A 25,509-nucleotide genomic window follows, 5' to 3' on the forward strand; every position below is an offset into this window, starting at 1 on the left:
CGCCGGCGGGCAGATCAGTCCTTGCGCTCGACCTGCGACACGTCGCGCACCGCGCCGGTATCAGCCGAGGTAGTCATGGCGGCATAGGCACGCAGCGCGGCGCTGACAAAGCGCTCGCGATCAACCGGTTTCCACGCATCCTTGCCCTTGGCCTCCATGGCGGCGCGGCGAGCGGCGAGCTCTTCGGCGCTGACCAGCAGGTTGATCGTGCGATTCGGGATGTCGATTTCCAGCTGGTCCCCCTCTTGCGCCAGACCGATCGCGCCACCTTCGGCCGCTTCCGGCGAAACGTGGCCGATGGACAGGCCGGATGTACCACCGGAGAAACGACCATCGGTCAGCAGCGCACATGCCTTGCCCAGGCCCTTGGATTTCAGGTAGGAGGTCGGGTAGAGCATTTCCTGCATGCCCGGGCCACCCTTCGGACCTTCGTAGCGGATCAGCACCACGTCACCGGCGACGATCTGGTCATCCAGAATGCCGGCCACCGCATCGTCCTGCGATTCGAAAATGCGCACGCGGCCGGTGAACTTGAGGATGGAATCATCCACGCCCGCGGTTTTCACGATGCAGCCCCGCTCGGCAATGTTACCGTACAGCACCGCAATACCGCCGTCCTGCGAGTAGGCGTTTTCCTTGTTGCGAATGCAGCCGCCGGCACGATCCAGATCGAGCTCCGGCCAGCGCATCGACTGGCTGAAGGCGATGGTGGTTGCCACGCCGCCGGGCGCTGCGCGGTAGAAATGGTGCGGCAGGCTGTCCGGGCCGTTTTTCACCACGTCCCACTTGTCGAGCCCTTCACCGAGCGTCTTGCTGTGGACAGTAGGCACATCACGATGGATCAGGCCGGCGCGATCAAGCTCGGCCAGAATGCCGACCACGCCACCGGCGCGGTGCACGTCTTCCATATGGTATTTCTGGGTGGCCGGCGCGACTTTCGCCAGGCACGGCACGCGGCGGCTCATGCGGTCGATGTCGGCCATCTTGAACGGCACGCCCGCTTCGTTGGCCGCAGCCAGCAGGTGCAGCACGGTATTGGTCGAGCCGCCCATGGCGATGTCGAGCGCGATTGCGTTCTCGAAGGCTTCGAAGGTACAGATATTGCGCGGCAGGACCGATTCGTCATCCTGCTCGTAATAGCGCTTGGCGAGTTCGACGATGGTCTGACCGGCCTGCAGGAAGAGGTTGCGGCGGTCGGCATGCGTGGCCAGTGTCGAGCCATTGCCCGGCAATGACAGTCCCAGGGCTTCGGTCAGGCAGTTCATCGAGTTGGCGGTGAACATGCCGGAACACGAGCCACAGGTCGGGCAGGCGGAGCGCTCGACGGCAGCGACTTCTTCATCGCTGACATTCGGGTTGGCGGCTTCGACCATCGCGTCAACCAGATCCAGCTTGCGGATCTCGCCCTGCCAGTTGACCTTGCCGGCCTCCATCGGGCCGCCGGACACGAAAATCACCGGAATGTTCAGGCGCAAGCTCGCCATCAGCATCCCCGGGGTGATCTTGTCGCAGTTGGAGATGCACACCAGCGCGTCGGCGCAATGCGCGTTCACCATGTATTCGACCGAATCGGCGATCAGGTCGCGCGAGGGCAGCGAATACAGCATGCCGCCGTGCCCCATGGCGATGCCGTCATCCACCGCGATGGTGTTGAATTCCTTGGCGATGCCGCCGGCCTTTTCGATTTCGCGGGCGACGAGCTGGCCGAGGTTGTGCAGGTGCACGTGGCCCGGCACGAACTGGGTGAAGGAATTGGCAATCGCAATGATGGGCTTGCCGAAATCGCCATCCTTCATGCCGGTGGCTCGCCACAGGGCGCGCGCGCCGGCCATGTTGCGGCCGTGGGTGGTGGTGCGGGAACGGTATGCGGGCATGATCGTAATCCTGTTACGTAATTCTGGTGGCCAGAAGGGCTGTGACCGGCACCGGCCCGGAATGTTGCGGGCGGTGCCAGCCGGAAAGGCAGACCCCGATCAGGGTAAATAATGCGAAGCGACGCCACGGCAGGCTAATGGCTTGCGGCAGTCCGCTCAATTCATGGGATAATGCCGCGATTTTATTCCAAAAACGCCCGCCCATGCTCGTTCATCCGCAATTCAATCCGGTCGCCATCCAGCTCGGCCCCTTCGGCATCCACTGGTACGGCCTCATGTATCTGCTGGGTTTTGCCCTTTTCCTGATACTCGGGCGCTGGCGCATCCGCCATGGCAACCCGCCGGGCTGGCAGAAAGGCGAGCTCGATGATCTGCTTTTCTATGGCGTGCTCGGCGTCATCCTCGGCGGGCGGCTCGGCTATGTGTTCTTCTACAAGCCCGAGTTCTACATGGCCAACCCGCTGGCAATCTTCAAACTGTGGGAAGGCGGCATGGCCTTTCACGGCGGCTTTATCGGCGTGCTGCTGGCGATGTGGCTGTTCGCAAAGAAAACCGGTCGCCGCTTTTTCGAAGTCACCGATTTCATCGCCCCGCTGGTGCCGCTGGGCCTGGCCGCCGGCCGCATGGGCAATTTCATCAATGGCGAGCTGTGGGGACGCATCACCTCGCCCGACCATTTCTGGGCGATGATTTTTCCGCAGGCACGCAACGCCGACCTGCACGCAGTGAACACGCATCCGGAACTGCTGAACTGGCTGCAGGGCGAAAACCTGCCGCGCCATGCCTCGCAGCTGTACCAGTTCGCACTCGAAGGCGTGCTGCTGTTCCTGATCCTGTGGATCTATTCCCGCAAACCGCGCCAGACCGGCCAGATTTCCGGCCTTTTCCTGCTGGGCTACGGCCTGTTCCGCTTTATCGCCGAATTTGCCCGCGAGCCGGATGATTTCCTCGGCTTGCTGCAATGGAGCCTCTCGATGGGGCAATGGCTTTCCCTGCCGATGATTCTGCTGGGCGCGCACCTGTTCTGGTGGTCGTCACGGCATGGCAAGCCCAAGGCTGGCAAGAAACGCTAAAGCATACAGTCACACCCATATAGCTGCAGCCATTTGAAAATAATGGCTGCAGCTATATACCCATAGACCTCCGAACCTTTCCACCCTTGCACACTCCAAAGCGGCCAGACCTCTACCCGGCCGCGCACCATGCCCGAATTCTTCGCCTTCCTTGCTGACCCTGCCACGCTGTGGCTGGTATTCGCCTTCGTGCTGATGGGGCTAGGGCTGGCCGGCTCGGTGCTTCCGGTACTGCCCGGCACACCACTGGTTTTTGCCGGCATCCTCATCGTTGCCTGGCGCGACGATTTCCTGCATCTCGGCTGGCCGGCGCTCACACTGCAGCTGCTGCTGGTACTGCTGGCACAGCTGATCGACTACGTAGCAGGCGCCGCCGGCGCCAAAGCTATCGGTGCCAGCCGCCAGGCGATCTGGGGGGCTCTGGCGGGCTCGGTGATCGGGCTGTTCTTCGGGCTGCCGGGGCTCATCATCGGCCCGCTGGCGGGTGCCATGGCGGGCGAACTGCTGGCGCAAAGCTCGCTCTCGCGCGCAACGGCCGTGGGGCTCGCCAGCTGGCTGGGCTTCATCGTCGGCGGCGTGCTGAAATTACTGATTGCCGTGCTGATGCTGGTCTTCGCAGCTATTGGCTGGTGGCTGATCTGACCCCGTAGCGAAACGGGCATGAAACGGATACCTACATCCAGCGCCGGTTGCGGAACAGCAGCGTGAGTGAAATTGCAATGAGCGCCATTGCCGCCATCGTTGCAGCAAAGCCCCATTCCCACTTCAGGCCCGGCATCAGTTCGAAATTCATGCCGAACACGCCGGTAATCAGCGTGAGCGGCATGAATACGATGGTGATGACAGTGAGCCGGCGCATCTGCAGGTTGAGACGGTGTCCCTGCAGCGAGTGGTAGGTGTCCTGCTGGCCGACCAGTGATTCGCGCAGGCTTTCCACCGTTTCGATCAACTGCACGGTATGGTCGTACACGTCGCGCAGGTAGAGCTGGGTTTCGTCGTGGAAATAATCCTGCTCGTCGCGCTGCAGCGTGTTGATCAGCTCGCGCAGTGGCCACAGCACACGCCGCATGCCCTGCAGGCTGCGCCGCAACTGCTGCAGACGCCCGAGGTGTTCGGGCTGCGGGCCCTGCTCCAGCATCGCGTCTTCCAGAGCATCGCTCTGGTCGCCCAGCGTTTCCAGCACGGTGAAATCACGGTCGACCAGCTTGTCGAGGATCGAATACACCAGATAATCGGCGCCAAAGCGGCGGATGTAGGATTCGCCGTGGCGCAGCCCCTCGCGCAGGCCGGCGAAAGTGCCAGTGGGTTTTTCCTGGAAAGTGAGCACATAGCCGCGGCCGACGACGATGCTGACCTGCTCGCCTTCCAGATTGCCGTCCGCGTCGATGCCATGCAGCCGGACGGTGATGAAGAGGTAATCCGGATAGGCCTCGACCTTGGGACGCTGCTGGGTATTGAGGATGTCCTCCAGCGTCAGCGGGTGCAGCCTGAAGCGTTCGCCGACGAGCTTGAGCAGCGCCTGGTTTTCCAGACCGTGCAGATTCAGCCACAGCACCGGAAATTTCGGCCGGTAGTTGCGCCCCTGCTCCAGATCGGTGAACTGGGTTTCATGGTAATCACCGGGGGCCGGGCCGTATTCGATCAGCGTGGCCAGCGTGGGCTGGGGCTCCCGGCTGCCGACGTATTGCAGCGTACCGGGTGCGGCACCGGCCTTGTCGGCGCGCAGGTGTTTTTTCCTGCCCTTCAAGGCTGGAGCGCCGGGACCATTAGCGTGATGCCGATGGCTTGCCATGCCGCGATTTCCTCATGCAGCGCCTGCGCGATCAGCGGCGCATCGGCCAGCCACGCTGCAGGCAGGTCCATATCGAAGTGGCGGCTGTCCGCACCCGCCCCGCCCTGCCAGCCCTCCGGCCAGACGCAGTCGGAACGCGCCCGCGCCAGCAGCACGGCCAGACGCAATGCCAGCAGCGCGGCAATATCGCCGGTGCAGGCCGCCGAAAGATCTGGCAGGGCGCCACATTGTGCGCCAGTAATCCATGCGAGCCAGGATTGCTCGCGCTCGGAAAAGCCCAGCATGTCAGACCACGCGAGGATGTAGGCGGTGTGGCGGTAATATTCCTGATGTGCAATCGAGCGGCCGATCTCGTGCAGTGCGGCAGCCATGCCAAGCCGGTGCTGCAGCTCGGGCGCATCGGGACAAAAATGACTAAACAGGTCCTGCGCCAGTAGGCGGACGCGCTCGGACTGGCCGACGTCGGCATGGAAGCGCCGCACGAAGCTGGCGACGGTACGGTCACGCACATCCTGGCTCGCCGAGCGCGCCATCAGGTCGTAGAGGATGCCGTCGCGCAGCGCGCCGTAAGTCACCGACATGCGCTCGATGCCGAACATCTCGAAGGCCGCGTTCAGGATGGCGAAACCGCCCGGCAGCACCGGGCGGCGGTCGGCGCGCAGGCCGTTGAGTTCGATCGCATCGACATGGCCGGCCTCCAGCATGCGCATGCGCAATTGCTGCAGCCCAGCGCGGGTGATGCCCATGCGGGTGATGCCATTGAGCTCCAGCAGATCGGACAGCGAACGCGCTGTTCCCGATGTGCCGATGGCGCGGTGCCACTGGTCAGAGCGGAATTCGGGCACCAGCGGCAAGAGCGTGCCGCGCGCGGCCAGCTCGGCCGCCGCCATGCGCTCGGCATTGATGATGCCGTCCGGAAAGTAGCGCATGCTCCACGCCACACACCCAAGCTGCACGCTCTCGGTCACGTAGGTGCGCAGGCCGCTGCCGATGATCAGCTCGGTCGAACCGCCGCCGATATCGAGCACCAGCCGCCGCTCGCGCGTCGAAGCCAGGCTGTGCGCGGCCCCCAGATAAATCAGCCGCGCTTCTTCGCGGCCGCTGATGATGTCGATGGGGTAACCCAGCGCGGCTTCCGCCGCAGGGACGAATTCGCTGCGGTTGGTCGCCACGCGGAAGGTATTGGTCGCCACCGCCCGCACGCAGTCCGGCTGATAGCGCGCCAGCACTTCGCCAAAACGCCCCATTGCCGCGATCAGCTCAGCCTGTGCGTCAGGCGTGAGCCGGCCACTGCGGTCGAGGCCAGCGCCCAGGCGGACGATTTCCTTGCGGGTTTCCAGCGGAAACACTTCTTCCTCCACCACGCGGGCAACCTGCAGGCGGAAACTGTTCGAACCCAGATCGACAGCAGCAATCACGGGAGAATCGGACATGGAGGAGAGATCCGTGGCAAAGCCTTGAAAGATGGCAGGATGATAGCGGCAGGGCTGCCGGCGAGCAATTCGGCTGCGCCTTGCCCCGGAAAATGGCGCCACTGAAAACGGTGCCACCTCTGCAGCATACCCGCCATGCGCCGGTGAAAATGATCTTGGTTAAAAAAAAGCGGAATTATCAACGCCTGAACACGCGTGATCTGGCAAAATCATCAGGGAATTCCCCCATAGGGTTTCCCGGCAGTGCCGGCGAGGGGGAGACATGGCCCCGAGCTGGCATGCGCCAGCTTTTTTTGACCGCGTGAGAGCGCGCACCGAAGACATCAGCAAAAGGTAGAGGGTATGCAATCAACGCCTCCCGAGCAGCAGGGTCTGTATGACCCGGCTAATGAACACGACGCCTGTGGCGTCGGCTTTGTGGCCCACCTGAAAGGCCAGAAAAGCCATTCGATTATTGAACAGGGTCTGCTGATTCTGAAAAACATCGACCACCGTGGTGCGGTCGGTGCTGATCCGCTGATGGGTGATGGCGCAGGTATCCTGCTGCAAATCCCGGATACGCTGTATCGCGAGGACATGGCCACCCGGGGTATCGCCCTGCCGCCAGTTGGCGAATACGGTGTGGGCATGATTTTCCTGCCTAGGGAAGCCGCTGCACGCGCTGCCTGCGAGGAAGAAATCGAGCGTGCCGTTCGCGCCGAAGGCCAGATCGTACTGGGCTGGCGCGACGTGCCGGTCAACCGCGACATGCCGATGTCGCCGGTGGTGAAAGAGAAAGAACCGGTCATTCGCCAGATCTTCATCGCCCGAGGCTCCAACGTACTGGTCACCGATGCTTTCGAGCGCAAGCTCTACGTGATCCGCAAGCGCGCCAGCCATGCCATCCGCGCGCTGAAACTCACTTATGGCCGCGAATTCTATGTGCCGTCATTCTCGGCGCGCACCGTCAACTACAAGGGCATGCTGCTGGCGACCCAGGTCGGCGAATACTATCGCGACCTGATGGACAGCCGCTGCGTGTCGGCGCTGGCACTCGTGCACCAGCGTTTCTCGACCAATACCTTCCCGACCTGGGATCTGGCTCACCCCTTCCGCATGATTGCGCACAACGGCGAAATCAATACGCTGCGCGGCAATGTGAACTGGATCCGCGCACGCGAACGCGCCATTTCCTCGCCGGTGCTCGGCCGCGATCTCGAAAAAGTCTGGCCACTGATCTATCCGGGCCAGTCCGACTCGGCCTCGTTCGACAATGCACTGGAACTGCTGGTGATGGGCGGCTATTCGCTCGCCCAGGCCGTGATGATGATGATTCCGGAAGCGTGGGAAAAACACACGCTGATGGACGAAAAGCGCCGCGCCTTCTACGAATACCACGCTGCGATGATGGAACCGTGGGATGGCCCCGCTGCGGTTGCCTTTACCGACGGCCGCCAGATCGGTGCCACGCTCGACCGTAACGGCCTGCGCCCGGCGCGATATCTGGTCACCGACGACGATCTGGTGGTGATGGCTTCCGAGTCCGGCGTACTGCCGATTGCCGAGAGCCGCATCGTCAAGAAATGGCGTCTGCAGCCGGGCAAGATGTTCCTGATCGACATGGAAGAAGGTCGCATCATCGACGACAAGGAACTCAAGGACAGCCTCGCCAAGGCCAAACCGTACCAGGAATGGATCGACAAGATCCGCATCAAGCTCGACGAAGTCGAAGGCGCTGCCGCGCTGACCGGCGAGCCCTCCGACGTATCGCTGCTGGATCGCCAGCAGGCCTTCGGTTTCACGCAGGAAGACATCAAGTTCATCCTCGAACCGATTGCCAAGAACGGCGAAGAGCCGACCGGCTCGATGGGCAACGATGCCGCACTGCCGGTGCTCTCCTCCAAAAACAAGCCGCTGTACAACTACTTCAAGCAGCTGTTCGCGCAGGTGACCAACCCGCCGATCGACCCGATCCGCGAAGAGCTGGTCATGTCGCTCGTGTCTTTCATCGGACCGAAGCCGAACCTGCTCAACACCGCCGACATCAACCCGCCGATCCGCCTCGAAGTCGAACAGCCGGTGCTGGGCTTCAAGGAAATGGAGAAGATCCGCAACATCGGCCGGTATACCGAGGGCAAGTTCGACGCACATGAGCTCGACATCACCTATCCGGCCGAGTGGGGCGCGCAGGGCGTCGAGGCACGGCTGGCCTCGCTGGTAGCCGAAGCTGAAGATGCAGTGAAATCGGGTTCCAACATCCTGATCGTGTCCGATCGCAAGCTCGACACCAGCAACGTCGCCATTCCGGCACTGCTGGCTACCTCGGCCATCCATCTGCACCTGGTGAAGAAGGGCCTGCGTACTTCGACCGGTCTGGTCGTCGAAACCGGCTCGGCGCGCGAAGTACACCACTTTGCCCTGCTCGGTGGTTACGGCGCGGAAGCGGTTCACCCCTACCTGACGCTGGAAACCTTGGCCGACATGGCCGGTGGCGATACCGAGCTGGCAGCGAAGTACCAGAAGAACTTCATCAAGGCCGTTGGCAAGGGTCTGTGCAAGGTCATGTCCAAGATGGGCATCTCGACCTATATGTCCTACACCGGCGCACAGATTTTCGAAGCCATTGGCCTGAACAAGGCCTTCATCAAGAAATACTTCACCGGCACCCCGACACAGGTAGAGGGCATCGGCCTGTTTGAAGTCGCCGAAGAAGCTCTGCGTCTGCACTCTGCGGCCTTCTCCGCTGATCCGGTACTGGCCGATGCGCTGGACGCAGGCGGCGAATACGCCTTCCGCATCCGCGGCGAAGAGCACCTGTGGACGCCGGACGCGATTGCCAAGCTGCAGCACTCCACGCGCAGCAACCAGTATTCCACCTACAAGGAATACGCGGCACTGATCAACGACCAGTCCAAGCGTCACCTCACGCTGCGCGGCCTGTTTGAAATTCTGCCTGCCGGCAACGCTGTGCCGCTGGAAGAAGTCGAATCCGCCAAGGAAATCGTCAAGCGCTTCGCGACTGGCGCGATGTCGCTGGGCTCGATTTCGACCGAAGCCCACACCACACTGGCGATTGCGATGAACCGCATCGGTGGCAAGTCCAACACCGGTGAAGGTGGCGAGGATGCCACCCGCTTCAAGCCGCTGGTGGCTGGCCAGACCCTGTCGGAAGTGATCGGGCCGTCGCGCATCGTGCGTGATTACACGTTCAAGGAAGGCGACAGCCTGCGCTCGGCGATCAAGCAGGTGGCCTCCGGCCGCTTTGGCGTGACCACCGAATATCTGGTCAATGCCGACCAGATCCAGATCAAGATGGCGCAAGGCGCGAAGCCGGGCGAAGGCGGCCAGTTGCCGGGCCACAAGGTGTCCGAGTACATCGGTTACCTTCGTCATTCCGTGCCGGGCGTTGGCCTGATTTCCCCGCCGCCGCACCACGACATCTATTCGATCGAAGATCTGGCGCAGCTGATCCACGACCTGAAGAACGTCAACAAGCAGGCCAGCATCTCGGTGAAGCTGGTCTCCGAAGTCGGCGTCGGCACGGTTGCAGCTGGTGTTTCCAAGGCCAAGGCCGATCACCTGGTAATCGCCGGTCATGACGGCGGCACCGGTGCATCGCCGCAATCGTCGATCAAGCATTGCGGCACGCCGTGGGAACTCGGTCTGGCGGAAACCCAGCAGACACTGGTACTGAACCAGCTGCGCGGGCGGATTCGTGTTCAAGTAGACGGCCAGATGAAGACTGGTCGCGACGTGGTGATCGGCGCGCTGCTGGGCGCCGACGAATTCGGCTTCGCGACAGCACCGCTGGTCGTTGAAGGCTGCATCATGATGCGCAAGTGCCACCTGAATACCTGTCCGGTCGGCGTCGCCACGCAGGATCCGGAACTGCGCCGCCGCTTTACCGGCCAGCCGGAGCACGTGGTGAACTACTTCTTCTTCATTGCCGAAGAAGTACGCGAAATCATGGCGCAGATGGGCATCCGCAAGTTCGACGACCTGATCGGCCGCGCCGACCTGCTGGACAAGCGCGCCGGCATCGAACACTGGAAGGCGCAGGGTCTGGATTTCAGCAAGATTTTCCACATCCCGTCCATGCCGGAAAGCGTTGCTCGTCTGCACGCCGAAACGCAGGATCACGGACTCGAAAAAGCGCTGGATCAGAAGCTGGTCGAGCTCGCTCAGCCAGCACTTGCTGAAGGCAAGAAGGTTGAAATCAACCTGCCGGTCATCAACGTCAACCGCACCGTGGGTGCCATGCTGTCCGGCGAAGTGGCCAAGCGTTACGGCTTCGCCGGTCTGCCGGAAGACACCATCCATGTGAACCTGACCGGCACCGCCGGCCAGAGCTTCGGCGCCTTTTTGACCCGCGGCGTGACGCTGGAACTGGTTGGCGAAGGCAACGATTACGTCGGCAAGGGCCTGTCGGGCGGCCGCATCGTGATCCGTCCGCACGCCGACTTCCGTGGCAACACGTCGGAAAACATCATCGTCGGCAACACCGTGATGTACGGCGCGATTGCCGGTGAAGCCTACTTTGCCGGCGTCGGTGGCGAGCGCTTCTGCGTGCGCAATTCCGGCGGCGTCGCCGTTGTCGAAGGCGTGGGCGACCACGGTTGCGAATACATGACCGGCGGCACCGTCGTGGTGCTGGGCAATACCGGCCGCAATTTCGCCGCAGGCATGTCAGGCGGCATCGCCTATGTGCTCGACGAAGCCGGTGACTTCGATGGCCGCTGCAATATGGCGCAGGTTGCGCTGGAACGCGTCGTTGCGGAAACCGAACAAAGCCAGCTGGAACCGCAGCATCGCGGCATGAGCGACGAGTCGCAACTCAAGGCCATGATCACAAAGCATGCGGAATACACCGGCAGCGCTCGCGCGAAAGCCATTCTGGCCGACTGGGCGAACTACCGCGCCAAGTTTGTCAAAGTGTTCCCGAACGAATATCGCCGCGCGCTGAAGGAAATGGCCGCAGCGGCAGCCAATCAGGCCAAGGAGATTGCATAAATGGGCAAGCCTACCGGTTTCATGGAATTTGCTCGCGTCAAGGAAGGGTATGCGCCGGTTTCCGAGCGCATCCAGCACTACCGCGAATTCGTCCCGGCGCTGAGCGCTGACGAAGCGAAAACGCAAGGGGCGCGCTGCATGGATTGCGGCATCCCCTTCTGCAACAACGGTTGCCCGGTGAACAACATCATTCCGGACTGGAATGACCTCGTTTACAAGGGCCGTGCAAAGGAAGCCATTTCGGTGCTGCACAGCACCAACAACTTCCCCGAGTTCACCGGCCGCATCTGCCCGGCACCGTGCGAAGCAGCCTGTACGCTCGGCATCAACAGCGACCCGGTCGGCATCAAGTCGATCGAGCGCTTCATTGCCGACACCGCTTGGGAAAACGGCTGGATTGCACCGCAACCGGCACAGGTGAAAACCGGCAAGAAGGTAGCGATTGTCGGTTCCGGCCCGGCCGGCTTGGCGGCAGCGCAGCAACTGGCGCGCGTCGGTCACGACGTGACAGTGTTCGAGAAGAACGACAAAGCCGGCGGCCTGCTGCGCTACGGCATTCCGGACTTCAAGCTGGGCCAGGACGTGATCGACCGCCGTCTGGCACAGCTGACCGCCGAAGGTATCGTCTTCAAGACCAATACCATCGTTGGCTCTGGCGACATACCCAAGGGCATCGTCAATGATGCCAAGACGGTTGTAACGCCGGAACAGCTCAACGCCGAATTCGACGCCGTGATTCTGGCCGGTGGCGCGGAAGTGCCGCGCGACCTGCCAGTGCCGGGCCGCGAACTAAAGGGCATCCACTTCGCACTCGAACTGCTGATTCCGCAGAACAAGCAGGTCGCAGGCGGGCAAGCCAACCCGATCAACGCCGCCGGCAAACACGTGCTGGTAATTGGCGGTGGCGACACCGGTTCCGATTGCGTGGGCACCAGCAACCGCCATGGCGCGGCCAGCGTTACCCAGCTGGAACTGATGCCGATGCCGCCGGAAGAGGAAAACAAGCAGCTGACCTGGCCGTACTGGCCGGTCAAACTGCGCACATCCAGCAGCCACGAAGAAGGTGTCGAACGCGATTTCGCCGTGCAGACGCAGGAATTCGTGGGCGAAAACGGTCAGGTCAAGGCTGCCAAACTGGTGAAACTGGACTGGTCGTCGGGCAAGCCGGTGGTGGTACCGGGCAGCGAATTCGAGATCCCATGCGATCTGGTCTTCCTCGCCATGGGCTTCACCAATCCGGTCGCCAGCGTGCTGGACGCCTTCGGCGTGGAAAAGGATGGTCGCGGCAATGCCAGGGCAACGACCGACGGTGAAGGCTGCTACGCCACCAACGTGGCCAAAGTCTACGCTGCCGGTGATGTGCGCCGTGGACAGTCGCTCGTCGTGTGGGCGATCCGCGAGGGCCGTCAGGCCGCGCGTGAGGTCGATGCCTTCCTGATGGGCAGCTCCACCCTGCCGCGCTAAGCAGGTATATACCTATAGCCCTTTACTTAAAAGGGCTGCATGGCAATACCCAACAAAAAACCAGCCTTCGGGCTGGTTTTTTGCTTTCTGGTCATCGTGCTTCTTCAGTATTCCTGCCGTTTGCCCAGTCCATGCAGAGGGCCTGCGGTGCAATGCCGAGACGAAACCTGACCAGTACCGGCGCATCACAATGCGATTGTTCCGCCCGTAGCGATCAGGACAGTCGGCATTTTTCCAGATTGAGTGCGTGCCATACCTGGAGGCGCCGACTGGAAAAAACAGCTTCGCGCGGAGCATTCGTCCTTGCTTCCGGAGCCGCGACTTCGGCCGCCCGCCCCCCCTCCTGAGCCTGAGCGCACCATTGCTGCAATTCATCAAATTCAACACGCAAGGATTGAACAGGCGACTTGCCGGACAATTTTTCCATCAGCTGCCCGATCTCGTCCAGCAGTACACGGGCAAACAGCGGGTTGTGCTGCTCCAGCTGGGCTCTCGCCAAACCAAGCAGCGCATTGGCCCGGCTCCAGGCAAAGCCGTGCTCACCGGCCAGATGCCCGGCCTGTTCCAGTGCTGCGTCGGCCCTCTGCCTGTCACCCAGCGCCAGCAAGGCACGGGCCCGATAAGTGTAGAGATCTGCGAGCCAGGATGTTTCATGGCAGCGCTGCAGCAAAGGCTCGTTGCGCAGGCTCATTTCGACCACAGCCCCATGCTGTCGCAAGGCTGCCAGATCGGCCAGCACATAGAGCACGCCACGCGCCTGCAGATTGTCATCCCCCAGGATGCGGGAAAAATCCAGCGCCAGCACATGCCAGGCCAGCCCCTCTTCGACAGCCCCTTCCAGCCGGGCCACATCCCCCAAGCCGAGGGAAGCCGCAAAATACAGCGTGACCGCCTGCCGCGCCAACGCATAATCAAGGCAGTGCAACCATTGCGCTTCGGCTTCCGCCAGCTGATTGCCGGCAAGGTAAATCTGGGCGCGGAAATCATGCGACTCGGCCAGCTGGGCCAGCCAGCGCGGGTGCAGCACCAGCCAGTTCTGCAACGCATCCAGCTCGCGATGGGCCCGTGCTGGCAGGCCAAGATCAACAAGACAACGCGCCAGAAGCACCCAGCCATTCGCCACCAGCTCTTCCTCGCCATTGCCGCGCGCCACCGGCAGGAGCCCCTCGAGGATGGCCACCGTCCGCTCGCCATCACGGCTAAAACTGCTAACTGCGTCGGCATACTGCGCATGCAGATCAGCAACAAATCCGGCAGAATTCGCCATACCAGACTCCAGAGTCTTCATAACGGGCAGGGCTCACCCATTCCGATCATGCTCCCGCCAGTCAGACGGGGTAAAGGCATTTTTCCCTCTTGCCAGTCGTCACCGGAAACCGGGCATTTTCACGCAAGCACAAGCTCTCATTCTTTTTCTGTCGGGTTGATATAGGCAAACGGCAGACCCAGAAACAGCGCACCACCGACAATATTGCCCAGCGTGCTCCACAGCAGGTTGTGGCCGGCTTCGCCGTAGCTGATCGAGCCGTTGCCCAGCAGCGAAATCGCGAAAGTGCCCATATTGGCGATCGAGTGCTCGAAGCCCAGATACAGGAAGATGAACACCACCGGGATGATGACCATGATCTTGGCCACATCCTCCTTGCAGCGCAGGGCAAGGCGCACGGCCAGACACACGACCCAGTTGGCCAGAATGCCCTTGAAGAAAATCACCTGCGCCGACTGGTGCACCTTGTGCGCCGCACCGTCATACAGTGCATGGTCGACCGGCAGCGCCGCGATGGCACCCGCGCCGAGCAGAAGGCCGGCAACAATCAGCGCACCGACCAGATTGCCGCAATAACAGACCAGCCACAGGAAGGCGGTTTCCTTCCAGCCGGTTTTGCCCTCTGTCGTCGACACCGCCATGTACATCGTGTTGCTGGTGAAGAGTTCGGCATTGGTGAACACGATGATGGTGAGCCCCACACCGAAAAAGGCCGACGCCAGTACCTTGCCGAACGGGCTGTCGTGCAGATTGTTTACCAGCGCCCAGTAGGTGAAGACGGTGATGGTGAGATACATGCCGGCAAGCAGCGAGCGCAGCGTGTAGCGCAGCGGGTCGGTCTGCAGCAGGGTGATCTTGGTCAGCCCGCTATCGGCCGCCTTTTCCACGTAAGAACGGTCAAACATGGCGCCTCCTTTTCAAGTGTCGCAATTGTAGCAGCACAAACTGTGTCAACCCGCAGGTACGACACGGACACAAGCAGGATCAAGGGTCAGGAAACCTAGTGAACCCTGAACCGCGCGACAATCTGCTGCAACTCACCAGCAAGCAGTTCAAGATCGCGCGTTGCCAGCACCGTCTGGGAAACAATCTGGCTGGCCACGTCAGCACTGTGGGCTATTGCTTCCATGTTCGCGGCAACTTGCGCACCGCTCTGCCGCTGCGCGTCCGTTGCGGCGACGATCTGGTGCACGGCCTGGCTTACCTTTTCAACCGAAGAATGCGCATGTGCCAGAACTTGCTCTACATCGCCCAGTGCAACCTCACTGCTGCCAAGATGCGCCAGCCCCTCGCCCATGACCGCCTCAACTTCGCTGGAACGCCCGCGCAGCGACAGGGTGATCTGATCGATCTCATGCGCAGCCGCAGCTGATTTTTCCGCCAGTTTGCGCACTTCGTCTGCTACGACAGCAAACCCGCGGCCCTGTTCACCCGCGCGGGCGGCTTCGATGGCGGCATTCAGTGCCAGCAGATTGGTTTGCCCTGCAATTTCCTTCACCTGCTGCGTCATGTGAGTGATTGTCGCAGCACTGCTTACAAAATCGGCGATGGCGGATGCCATGTCCCGCATAGACACCGCAACACGGCCAATCCGCTCAGCCAGGCAGGCGAGACTTGCCTCTCCCTCCTGCGAGATGCGACGACTTGCTTCAGCCTCCTGCTCCAACTGCATGACGCTGGATGCAATGTCGCTCACTTTTTCCACCATATCATCCACCGCTCTTGCCGTTGCGGCCGACTTCTCACGTTGCAAGGAGGCACTTTCGGCAGCGCGTGGTGTATTGGTCACCAGCTGGCGAGTAGCACCTCCAACCTGTCCGGCAGAATCGGCGACTCGTGCGATAAGGGACTGAAACTGCTCCATCATCTGATTGAACACTGCGGATGCCATGCCTATTTCATCGCGCCCACCGATCTGCAGACGCCGGGTCAGGTCGCCTTCGCCTGCGGCAATCGCCCGCAAGCCCAGGGTCATGGCAGCGAGCGGAGCCGTAACAAAATGGCGGATGAAGACATACACGAACAGCAGCAATGGCACGGAAAGACCAAAGGCGACGGCAATCATCTGCAGCGTGAAACTGCTGGTCTTGCGGCTGGATTTGTCCAGCGACACCTTCATGCTGACCGCGCCCAGCGCAGATCCTTCAGGCACCATGTGGCAACTGATGCAGTTTTTTCCGAGGTAATTCGCGCGGGCAATGATGGGGATTGTCGCCTGCAAGTACGGCCCTTTCACATCACTGTCCAGCACATAGCTTGCTTCCCTGGCCTGGATCACCCTGCCGGCTTCCGCATCAGCGGGAGACTCCGCCCCTTTTCCCGGACCGAATTGCTTGCTGACACCTTCTCCGCGGATAACCTGTACATCACGCAGTTCATTGAGTTCCTTGAGTTGCTCCAGAAAGACGGCACGCTGATCGATTGTTCCGGTAATCATCATGCCGGTGAGCCCGGCCATGGTCATTTCATAGGCACTTCCGGCGAAGTCGCGGGCCTGTTCCAGTGCCTGCTGCTTTTGCTGGCTGGCAGTCCAGGCAATCATGGCTCCCCAGGCAGCAAAAAGCAGCGTCCAGATCGCAAGAAATAGCTTTACCCAGATTTTCAGATCGCTGAACTTGAGCATACCAGCCCCCTTGATCATGCCCGATCAGGATCGAGCTCATGCGTACAGCATTCGAAGCCACATAAAGCTTCCACGCTGCTTGGCTCAGTATGAACAATTTCGAGAGAAAAGCATTTCCTGACAAGCGAGAAAGCAAGTGTCGGCGTGGCTTCAGGGTTTTTCCTGATTGCCGGGCGGCGGGGATTTCCGGTTGCGGATTAGCACCTGAAACGGATAGAATCAAGCCCTTTCGCTTGATTTTCCGCAAGGGTGTCTCAGAAATGGATAGACAGAGCTGGTTGCAGGGCACACTGTACCGCCCCCAGTTTGAGCAGGACAGTTGCGGCTTCGGTCTCATCGCGCAGATGGACGACAAGCCGAGTCACTGGCTGGTTTCCACCGCGATTTCATCGCTGGCGTGCCTGACGCACCGCGGTGCGGTCGCCGCCGACGGCAAGTCGGGTGACGGCTGTGGACTGCTGTTCCGCAAACCGGACGGTTTTTTGCGTGCCGTAGCCGCAGAAAATGGCTACACACTGGGCGCCCTGTATGCGGCCGGCCTGGTTTTCCACAGCGACGACGCATCGCTCGCCAACCTTCGCACTGCAATCGAATCGCAGGGTCTGGTCTGCGCCGGCATCCGCGACGTACCGGTGAATGTGCAAGCATGCGGCGAATCCGCTCTGCGCATCTTGCCGAAGATCAAACAGGTGTTCGTCAATGCCGCTGAAGGCATGGATGATGTGACATTTGCCCGCAAGCTCTATCAGGCCCGCCGTCTGGCCGAGAAAGCCAACCAGTCCGATGCGGCTTTCTACATCCCGACGCTGAACCCGCACGTGCTCTCCTACAAGGGACTGGTGACACCGGACAATCTGCCGGTGTTCTACCTCGACCTGAAGGACGAACGTTTCGAATCGTCACTGGCCGTCTATCACCAGCGCTTCTCGACCAATACCTGGCCGCAGTGGAAGCTGGCGCAACCGTTCCGCTTCCTGGCGCACAACGGCGAAATCAACACCGTCCACGGCAACCGCAACTGGGCCAAGGCGCGTGAGGCCATCCTGGCGACCGACAACCTCGACATGGACGCCATCCGTCCCATCGTGCAGACCGATGGCTCGGACTCGATGTCGATGGACAATATGCTCGAAGGCCTGATCATGGGCGGCGTCGACGTCTTCCGCGCCTTCCGCATGCTGGTACCGCCGGCATGGCAGAACGTCGACACCAATGACCGCGACCTGCGCGCCTTCTACGAATACAACTCGCTGCACATGGAGCCGTGGGACGGCCCGGCCGGCATCGTCTGGGCTGCTGGCGACTACGCCGGCTGTGCGCTCGACCGCAACGGCCTGCGCCCGGCGCGCTATGTGATCACGAAAGACCGCCACATCACCATCGCCTCGGAAATCGGCGTATGGGGCTACAAGCCGGAAGACGTCGTCAAGAAAGGCCGCGTAAAGCCGGGCCAGATTGTCGCCGTAAACCTGAAAACCGGCGAATTCCTCGACACCGACACCATCGATGGCCAGCTGAAGAACGCCCAGCCTTACCGCGAATGGCTGAAGGCAGAAGCCCGTCACCTCGAAAATGCCGAGGACAAGGCGCCACTGGAAGCGTGGAGCAAGAACGAGCTTCTGACCTACCAGAAGCAGTTCCAGCTGACCTTCGAAGAACGCGACCAGATCCTGCGCGTGCTGGCCGAAGCCGGCCAGGAAGCCATCGGCTCCATGGGTGACGACACCCCGATGGCAGTACTCTCGCAGAAGGTACGCTCGCCCTTCGATTACCTGCGCCAGCAGTTCGCCCAGGTTACCAACCCGCCGATCGACCCGATCCGCGAAGCGATCGTGATGTCGCTGAACACCTGTTTCGGCCCGGAACGCAATCTGTTCGAAGACGCGCCGCTGCACGCCAAGCGTATCGAAGTGTCTTCGCCGGTACTCTCCACCGACAAGTTCGCGACGCTCACTTCGCAGACTGACCCCGATTTCAAGTCGCAATCGTTCGACATCAGCTTCGACGCCGCCACTACCACGCTGAAAGCGGCCGTGGAAAAACTGGCCGCCGACGTGCTGGGCGCCGTGCGTGACGACAAGGTTGTGATCGTCGTCCTTTCTGATCGCAACATCGCCAAGGGGCGCCTGCCGATTCCGGCGCTGTTTGCCGTAGGTGCCACTCACCACGCGCTGGTGAACGCCGGCCTGCGTTGCCGCACCAACATCATCGTGGAAACCGCCACCGCACGCGATCCGCACCACTTCGCCTGTCTGCTGGGCTATGGCGCGACCGCGGTATTGCCGTATCTGGCCTACCACACCATCGCTGAACTGATCGAACTAGGCCAGATCAGCCTGCCGCTGGAAAAGGCCGCCAACAACTTCCGCAAGGGCATCAACAAGGGTCTGATGAAGATCCTGTCGAAGATGGGCATTTCGACCATCGCTTCCTACCGAGGCGCCCAGCTGTTCGAAGGCGTAGGTCTGGGTGAAGAAGTCATCAATCTGGCACTGTGCGGCACCGTATCCCGCATCGGTGGCGCAAACTTTGCCGACTTCCAGGAAGACCAGGCCAAGCTCAACAAGCTGGCGTTCAACCCGATGCGCCCGATTGCGCAGGGTGGCCTGCTGAAGTACGTATTCGGCGAGGAATACCACGCCTACAACCCGGACGTCGTGATGCAGCTGCAGAAGGCAGTTCAGGGCGGCGACTACAAGGAATACCAGAAGTACGCCGAGCTGGTGAACACCCGTCCGGTCGCCATGCTGCGTGACCTGATGCAGCTGAAGATCGATCCGGCCAAGTCGATTTCCGTCGATGAAGTCGAATCGCTCGACAGCATCGTCAAGCGCTTCGATTCCGCCGGCATGTCGCTGGGTGCGCTGAGCCCCGAAGCACACGAAGCACTGGCCGAAGGCATGAACCGCCTGGGCGCGCGCTCCAACTCCGGCGAAGGCGGCGAAGACGCGGCCCGCTACGGCACCATCAAGATGTCCAAGATCAAGCAGATCGCCTCGGGCCGCTTCGGTGTCACCCCGCATTACCTGGTCAACGCCGAAGTGCTGCAGATCAAGGTGGCCCAGGGCGCCAAGCCTGGTGAAGGAGGCCAGTTGCCGGGCGACAAGGTCTCCCCGCTGATCGCCAAGCTGCGCTGCTCCAAGCCGGGCATCTCGCTGATCTCCCCGCCGCCGCACCACGACATCTACTCGATCGAAGATCTGGCCCAGCTGATTTTCGACCTGAAGCAGGTCAACCCGCAGGCGCTGGTATCGGTCAAGCTGGTTGCCGAGCCGGGCGTGGGCACGATTGCTGCCGGCGTGGCCAAGGCCTATGCCGACCTGATCACCATTTCCGGCTATGACGGTGGTACCGGCGCATCGCCCTTGGCTTCCGTGAAGTACGCCGGCTCGCCGTTCGAGCTGGGCCTGACCGAAGCACAGCAGGTGCTGCGTGCCAATGGTCTGCGCGGCCGCGTGCGCGTGCAGGCCGATGGCGGCCTGAAGACCGGCCTGGACGTCATCAAAGCGGCCATCATGGGCGCCGAGAGCTTCGGCTTCGGCACAGGCCCGATGGTGGCGCTGGGCTGCAAGTTCCTGCGCATCTGTCACCTGAACAACTGCGCGACCGGTGTTGCCACCCAGGAAATCAAGCTGCGCAGCAAGTACTTCATCGGCCTGCCGGACATGGTGGTGAATTACTTTACCTTCATCGCGCGTGAAACCCGCGAGTGGATGGCGAAACTCGGCGTGCGCTCCTTCGAAGAGCTGATCGGCCGCACCGATCTGCTCGAACTGCTCGACGGCCAGACCGGCAAGCAGGAAAAGCTGGAACTCGACGTACTGCTGAGCCAGGGCGACATTCCGGACTCGCAACCGCGCTTCTGTGTGGAAAGCTCCAACCCCTCGTTTGACAAGGGCGAGCTGGCCGAAGAAATGGTGCGCGACGCCATTGCCGGCATCCAGAGCAAGACCCCGCAAAAGCTGGAATACAAGATCCGTAACATCCATCGCTCGATCGGCGCGCGCCTGTCCGGTGAAATCGCCAAGGTGCACGGCGCCGATGGTCTGCCGGATGATTGCCTGACCATCAAGTTCACCGGCTCCGCCGGCCAGTCCTTCGGCGTGTGGAACGCCAAGGGCCTGACGCTGAAGGTCGAAGGCGATGCCAACGATTACGTGGGCAAGGGCATGTCGGGTGGCAAGGTCATCGTATACCCGCCGAGGGATAGCGGCTTCAAGAGCAGCGATGCTGTGATTGCGGGCAATACCTGCCTGTACGGCGCAACCGGTGGCGAGCTGTTTGCTGCCGGCATGGCCGGCGAGCGCTTCGCCGTGCGCAACTCGGGCGCCACGGCGGTTGTTGAAGGCGTGGGCGACCACGGCTGCGAATACATGACCGGCGGTGCGGTGATCGTGCTGGGCGAAACCGGCTACAACTTCGGCGCGGGCATGACCGGCGGTTTTGCACTGGTTTACGACCGCAGCGAGAAGTTTGCCTACCGCTACAACAACGAACTCATTGATATCAACCTGATCAATGGCGAAGCCTACGGTGCCGTACGTGCCTACCTGCGCGAGAAGCTGGAAGCCCACCTGAAGTACACCGGCTCGAGCCGTGCGGCCGAGTTGCTGGCCGATTTCGACGAGGCGGTCGACTACTTCTGGCTGGTCAAGCCCAAGGCGGCCAAGCTCGACGATCTGCTGAAAGACTAAAACACCCCGCCACGCGGCACAGCCAGCCTGTGCCGCGTGCCAAGGCGAAAAGGAAAGACGACATGTCTGACGTATTCCAGTTTCTGAATCTGGCGCGCAATCCCGGCGAAAAGGTGCCAGTGGAGAAGCGCAAGTTCGTATTCAAGGAAATCTACGAATCGTTGGCTTCCGACGAGGCGAAGGAACAGGCTGGCCGCTGCCTGTCCTGTGGCAACCCCTACTGCTCGTGGGAATGCCCGGTTCACAACTACATCCCGCAATGGCTGCAGCTGGTGAATGAAGGCAAGCTGTTCGAAGCGGCCGAGCTCTCGCACAAGACCAACTCGCTGCCGGAAATCTGCGGCCGTGTCTGCCCGCAGGACCGTCTGTGCGAAGGCTCGTGCACGCTGAACCAGGGCGGCTTCGGTGCCGTGACCATCGGCTCGGTGGAAAAGTACATCACCGACGAAGCCTGGAAGGCCGGCTGGCGCCCGGATCTCTCCGGCCGTGAATGGACGGACAAGAAGGTAGCCGTGATCGGCGCCGGCCCGGCGGGCCTCGGCTGTGCCGACATTCTGGTGCGCAACGGCGTGAAGCCGGTCGTGTTTGATCGCTACGAAGAAATCGGTGGCCTGCTGACCTTCGGCATCCCGGAATTCAAGCTGGAGAAGGAGATCGTTGCGCGCCGTCGCCAGATGATGGAAGAAATGGGCGTGGAATTCCGCCTGAATACCCAGATTGGTAGCGACACCGGCAGCGACATCAGCATCGACGAGCTGCTGCGCGATTATGATGCCGTATTCATGGGCATGGGCGCGTACAAGTACATGAAGGGCGGTTTTGACGGTGAAAACCTGCCGGGCGTGCTGAAAGCCCTGCCCTTCCTGATCAACAACGTGCGCAACTCGATGGGCACGCTGGGCGACGAAGCCTTTGTCTCCATGAAAGACAAGCGCGTGGTGGTGCTGGGCGGTGGCGATACCGCAATGGACTGCAACCGCACCTCGATCCGTCAGGGCGCCAAGTCAGTGATCTGCGCCTACCGCCGTGACGAAGAAAACATGCCGGGTTCCAAGCGCGAAGTGGCCAACGCCAAGGAAGAAGGCGTCGAATTCCAGTGGAACAGCCAGCCGGTCGGCATTGAGCAGAACGCCGATGGTTCGCTGAAGCTGAAGCTCGTCACCACTGCGCTGGGCGCGCCGGACGAGAAGGGCCGTCGTCGTCCGGAAGTGGTGCCGGGCTCCGAGCGCGGCATCGACTGTGATCACGTGATCGTGGCATTCGGCTTCCAGGCCGAGCGACTGTCCTGGTTCGATGCGGCCAACGTGGCCACCGACGACTGGAACCGCACCGTGGCGCCGTTCGCGCAGCAGTTCAAGCACCAGACCAGCAACCCGAAGATCTTTGCGGGTGGCGACCAGGTGCGCGGCGCCGATCTCGTGGTACGCGCCGTCTACGAAGGCCGCCAGGCCGCTGAAGGGATTCTGGAATTCCTCGGCGTGTGGTAAGCCATTCCACTGCAAAAGCCCCGCCCTGGCGGGGCTTTTTTACGGGTATACACCCACAGCCCATCCGTTGAAATGGCTGCAAGCATATACACATATATGTATCTGGAATCCCGGCCGGTAGCGCTCCGTGGCGGCCCGGCCACAGCTGCCGGCCTGTCATACAAGGCTTGCCGGCGCGCTGTCCGAGGGGCATCATCCTGCTTGCCCCTGTCCGGGGTTCACATTTTCAGGCGCCCAGCCATGTCGTCCACCTTTGCCACCGCAGCCGCACCAGCCGCAGCCAGACTGTCCGCGTTGCTGCAGCACGCCGAATCCGAGTTGATCGGCGGCAATGCCATCGGCCCCCTCCTCGCAGAAGCCCGCAAGCTGGCCGGCGAAGAACACGCAGCGCTCGCGCGCATTGCGCTGCTGCACGGCATGGAGCTCTGGCGCAGTGGCGAGCCACGACAGGCGCTGCGCCACTGGATTGATGCGCAAAGCCTGGCGCAAGCGGCCGACGATCCCTTGCTGATGGCCGAGGCCTGGCTGGAAATCGCCAACTGGCATCGCCTGCATAATGACGGACACCGCGCTCTGCGCCTGCACGAACACGCACTGACACTCGCCGGGCAGGCCGAATCACCCGAGCTGCAGGCTTTATGCCTGCTGGCACTGGCTGCTGACGCCCATGCGATTGCAGCACCGGATACCGCACGGCTCGCCAGGCAGCAGGCACTGGCCCTGCGCGATGCCATTCCGCCCGGCGCAGCGAGCCGCTGGCACGAGCAGCTGGCCGCACTGCACCTGCTGGAAGGCAATCTGCCTGCCGCAGAAGAAGAACTGCGACAGCTGTTGCCGGTACAGAGCGGCCGAGCCCGGCTTGGCACACTGCTGCAGCTGGGACAGATCGCGCTGCAACATGGCGAACCCGAAGAAGCCCTGCCCCTGCTGCAGGAAGGCGACGCACTGGCTGATGCCAGCGATCCGCTCGCCTGTACGCTGAAAGACACCCTGGCCGTCGCACTGGAACAGACCGGCCAGATCGAGGCCGCCGTGCAGCTGCGCCGGCAGTTGCGGGCACAGCGCCGGGCAGTCAGCGCGCAGTCCAAACCGCCTGCCCGCCTGCATGGCCTTGAGTTGAAGCTGCAGCTGATGACGTCCGAACTGGAAGTCGCACAGCTGCGCACCGAGGCCGAGCTTGAGCGCCAGAAACTGCAGCTGCTGGAAACCAGCGCCTATCGCGACCCGCTCACCGGCCTGCCCAACCGCCTCTACCTGAACGAACGCCTGCCGGAAATGCTGGAGGCCACCCGCGAAGGCATGCCGCTGAGCCTGCTGCTGATCGACTGCGACCGCCTGAAAGACCATGCCGACGCATTCGGCGAGCGTACCGGCGACGACATTCTCGTCGCTCTGGCGCATTTTCTCTCGGAAGGCTACAGCGATACCGCCGCGCTCGTGCGTTACGGCCACAGCACCTTCACGCTGTTGCTACCCGGAATGACGCCCGAGACCGCGCTGCGGCTGGCCGAACAGATCCGCCAGCGCATCGCCGGCTGCGACTGGGCCAGCCTCAAGGCCGGGCTGCAGGTGACTGCCAGCATCGGCCATGCCGCCGCGCAAGCCGATGACACCATGGACATCCTGCTGCTGCGCGCAGATCTGGCGATGTATCTTGCCAAGCGTCAGGGCGGCAATTGTGTTTCCGATGGAGACCATGCGCCATGATGGACCCGGTTGCATTGCTGCAGGCCGAGCTGGGGCCGCTGGCGCGCGAAGCCGCACACGGCTCGCCCAAAAGCCCGCGCGTCATCGAAAGACTGCTGCAGCGCGCGCGCCAGCTCGATTACCAGCCCCTGATCGCCCTGGCCCGGGTCACGCTTGGCCATGCCTGGCAGCATGTGGGCAAATTCCGCCAGGCGCAGCGCGCCTTCCTGCAGGGCGCCGATCTCTATCGTCAGCTTGGCGACGAACATGCGCGCGTCGAGGCGATGGTCGAGCTGGGGCGTTCGCATTACGCCTGCGGCGATGCGGCCCGCGCGCTCGACATCTGGTCCCGCACGCTCGAACTCGCGCGCGCCAATCACGACATGCGCAATTGTGCGCGCATCTGCCTCGGCGTCGGCCAGCTCTATGTCGCGCAAGGCGACCACCCGCGCTCGCTGCGCTACCACGAGCTTGCCCTGCGGCTGGCACGCCCGCTGGGCGACGACCATCTGGTCTGCGAAGCACTGCTGAATGTGGCTGGTGATGCCTATCGCTGCGCCATCTTCGATCGTGCGATGGCCGTGCTCGATGAAGCCGAACAGCTGCTGGCCGGCCCGGTACACAACCGGGTCTGGAGTGCGGAAGTCATCAATTACCGCGGCCTCGTGCATCATGCGCGCGGTGATTACGTCACCGCACTGGCAGAACTTGACGTCGCGTTCACGCTGCACGACAACAACCGCAATCTGTGGGGTCGAGCCCATTCGCTGCTGGCGCTGGGGCGCACTCACCTGCAGCTGGGCGACACCGCCAGCGGACAGCGCTGCCTTGAAGCCGCGCTGGAAATGGGCCAGCAGAGCCAGATCGCCCCCCTGGTCGTCCAGTCTGCCGAGCTGCTGGCCGAGCTGGCCAGCCAGCAGAATGAGCACTACCAGGCGCTGGCCTACCTGCGCCTGATCGACGCGCTGGAAAGCCGGCCAGGCGCCAATCCGGCCGGCAGCCGGCCAACGCCGGCCCAGCTGCAGCGCCTGCAGCAGCTCGAAGCCGACAGCCGCGCCCGTGTGCTGCAGCGGCAGTTGCAGCCACTGCGCATGCCGGCCTGGTCAAGCTGACCCAGCATCAGACCC

14 protein-coding genes are annotated in these 25,509 nt (G+C 62.1%); 8 read left to right on the top strand and 6 right to left on the bottom strand.

Annotated elements, in window-relative coordinates; genetic code table 11:
* Positions 1 to 14: 14 nt before the first annotated feature.
* A complete protein-coding gene (gene ilvD, locus H559_RS0115795) occupies positions 15 to 1,874 on the bottom strand; it encodes a dihydroxy-acid dehydratase (RefSeq protein ID WP_028453467.1) in 1,860 nt (619 codons plus the stop codon).
* 203 nt (positions 1,875 to 2,077) lie between these two features.
* Here ilvD and lgt point away from each other — a divergent pair, with 203 nt between their 5' ends.
* Both lgt and H559_RS0115805 read left to right on the top strand, forming a co-directional pair.
* Complete coding sequence (gene lgt, locus H559_RS0115800; protein ID WP_028453468.1) at positions 2,078 to 2,947, top strand: prolipoprotein diacylglyceryl transferase; 870 nt, start codon at positions 2,078 to 2,080, stop codon at positions 2,945 to 2,947.
* Between the two features lie 129 nt (positions 2,948 to 3,076).
* On the top strand, positions 3,077 to 3,589 hold the full coding sequence (locus tag H559_RS0115805) for a DUF456 domain-containing protein (protein ID WP_034641803.1): 513 nt from the start codon (positions 3,077 to 3,079) through the stop codon (positions 3,587 to 3,589).
* Positions 3,590 to 3,620: 31 nt separating this feature from the next.
* Here the strand turns inward: H559_RS0115805 and corA are convergent, their stop codons facing one another.
* Entirely contained in the window at positions 3,621 to 4,694 is a 1,074-nt protein-coding gene (gene corA / locus H559_RS0115810) for a magnesium/cobalt transporter CorA (protein WP_162143344.1), read from the bottom strand.
* Positions 4,691 to 6,172: a Ppx/GppA phosphatase family protein gene (locus H559_RS0115815; protein WP_051279628.1), complete on the bottom strand. Its 1,482-nt coding sequence runs from the start codon at positions 6,170 to 6,172 to the stop codon at positions 4,691 to 4,693. Before H559_RS0115815 ends, corA begins: the two co-directional genes overlap by 4 nt.
* A 342-nt stretch (positions 6,173 to 6,514) precedes the next feature.
* On the opposite strand from H559_RS0115815, the gene H559_RS0115820 reads away from it, so the two are divergent.
* A complete protein-coding gene (locus tag H559_RS0115820; protein WP_028453472.1) occupies positions 6,515 to 11,161 on the top strand; it encodes a glutamate synthase-related protein in 4,647 nt (1,548 codons plus the stop codon).
* Positions 11,162 to 12,625 carry a glutamate synthase subunit beta gene (locus H559_RS0115825; protein WP_028453473.1) on the top strand — a complete coding sequence of 488 codons (1,464 nt, stop codon included), beginning with the start codon at positions 11,162 to 11,164 and terminating at the stop codon, positions 12,623 to 12,625.
* A gap of 214 nt (positions 12,626 to 12,839) precedes the next feature.
* On the opposite strand, the gene H559_RS0115830 is transcribed toward H559_RS0115825, so the two are convergent.
* The 3 genes from H559_RS0115830 to H559_RS0115840 all read right to left on the bottom strand — a co-directional run bounded on the left by H559_RS0115830 (position 12,840) and on the right by H559_RS0115840 (position 16,515).
* A complete protein-coding gene (locus H559_RS0115830) occupies positions 12,840 to 13,892 on the bottom strand; it encodes a tetratricopeptide repeat protein (protein ID WP_028453474.1) in 1,053 nt (350 codons plus the stop codon).
* Positions 13,893 to 14,029: 137 nt separating this feature from the next.
* Positions 14,030 to 14,797 carry a formate/nitrite transporter family protein gene (locus H559_RS20795; protein ID WP_051279630.1) on the bottom strand — a complete coding sequence of 256 codons (768 nt, stop codon included), beginning with the start codon at positions 14,795 to 14,797 and terminating at the stop codon, positions 14,030 to 14,032.
* A gap of 95 nt (positions 14,798 to 14,892) precedes the next feature.
* Positions 14,893 to 16,515: a methyl-accepting chemotaxis protein gene (locus tag H559_RS0115840; protein WP_028453475.1), complete on the bottom strand. Its 1,623-nt coding sequence runs from the start codon at positions 16,513 to 16,515 to the stop codon at positions 14,893 to 14,895.
* 260 nt (positions 16,516 to 16,775) lie between these two features.
* Between H559_RS0115840 and gltB the strand changes: the two genes are divergently transcribed.
* The 4 genes from gltB (at position 16,776) to H559_RS0115860 (ending at position 25,494) form a co-directional block, all read left to right on the top strand.
* Positions 16,776 to 21,209, top strand: coding sequence for a glutamate synthase large subunit (gene gltB, locus H559_RS0115845; protein WP_028453476.1), 4,434 nt, complete (start codon positions 16,776 to 16,778; stop codon positions 21,207 to 21,209).
* Positions 21,210 to 21,271: 62 nt separating this feature from the next.
* Positions 21,272 to 22,696 carry a glutamate synthase small subunit GltD family protein gene (locus H559_RS0115850; RefSeq protein ID WP_028453477.1) on the top strand — a complete coding sequence of 475 codons (1,425 nt, stop codon included), beginning with the start codon at positions 21,272 to 21,274 and terminating at the stop codon, positions 22,694 to 22,696.
* Between the two features lie 240 nt (positions 22,697 to 22,936).
* Positions 22,937 to 24,403, top strand: a complete 1,467-nt coding sequence (locus H559_RS21960) for a sensor domain-containing diguanylate cyclase (RefSeq protein WP_051279634.1) — start codon at positions 22,937 to 22,939, stop codon at positions 24,401 to 24,403.
* Positions 24,400 to 25,494 (top strand): tetratricopeptide repeat protein, encoded by a 1,095-nt coding sequence (locus tag H559_RS0115860; RefSeq protein ID WP_028453478.1) that lies wholly within the window; start codon positions 24,400 to 24,402, stop codon positions 25,492 to 25,494. The genes H559_RS21960 and H559_RS0115860 overlap by 4 nt, the downstream gene beginning before the upstream one ends.
* Positions 25,495 to 25,509 lie beyond the last annotated feature (15 nt).

The organism is Chitinilyticum aquatile DSM 21506, assembly GCF_000430805.1.
GTDB classification, from domain to species: Bacteria; Pseudomonadota; Gammaproteobacteria; order Burkholderiales; family Chitinibacteraceae; genus Chitinilyticum; species Chitinilyticum aquatile.

Bases quoted from the DNA above. Each gene is read 5' to 3' on its own strand.
- H559_RS0115805 (WP_034641803.1), top strand. From the start codon at position 3,077: ATGCCCGAATTCTTCGCCTTCCTTGCTGACCCTGCCACGCTGTGGCTG.
- H559_RS0115830 (WP_028453474.1), bottom strand. From the start codon at position 13,892: ATGGCGAATTCTGCCGGATTTGTTGCTGATCTGCATGCGCAGTATGCC.
- H559_RS0115840 (WP_028453475.1), bottom strand. From the start codon at position 16,515: ATGCTCAAGTTCAGCGATCTGAAAATCTGGGTAAAGCTATTTCTTGCG.
- H559_RS0115815 (WP_051279628.1), bottom strand. From the start codon at position 6,172: ATGTCCGATTCTCCCGTGATTGCTGCTGTCGATCTGGGTTCGAACAGT.
- gltB (WP_028453476.1), top strand. From the start codon at position 16,776: ATGGATAGACAGAGCTGGTTGCAGGGCACACTGTACCGCCCCCAGTTT.
- ilvD (WP_028453467.1), bottom strand. From the start codon at position 1,874: ATGCCCGCATACCGTTCCCGCACCACCACCCACGGCCGCAACATGGCC.
- H559_RS0115820 (WP_028453472.1), top strand. From the start codon at position 6,515: ATGCAATCAACGCCTCCCGAGCAGCAGGGTCTGTATGACCCGGCTAAT.
- H559_RS0115850 (WP_028453477.1), top strand. From the start codon at position 21,272: ATGTCTGACGTATTCCAGTTTCTGAATCTGGCGCGCAATCCCGGCGAA.
- H559_RS20795 (WP_051279630.1), bottom strand. From the start codon at position 14,797: ATGTTTGACCGTTCTTACGTGGAAAAGGCGGCCGATAGCGGGCTGACC.
- H559_RS0115860 (WP_028453478.1), top strand. From the start codon at position 24,400: ATGATGGACCCGGTTGCATTGCTGCAGGCCGAGCTGGGGCCGCTGGCG.
- lgt (WP_028453468.1), top strand. From the start codon at position 2,078: ATGCTCGTTCATCCGCAATTCAATCCGGTCGCCATCCAGCTCGGCCCC.
- H559_RS21960 (WP_051279634.1), top strand. From the start codon at position 22,937: ATGTCGTCCACCTTTGCCACCGCAGCCGCACCAGCCGCAGCCAGACTG.
- H559_RS0115825 (WP_028453473.1), top strand. From the start codon at position 11,162: ATGGGCAAGCCTACCGGTTTCATGGAATTTGCTCGCGTCAAGGAAGGG.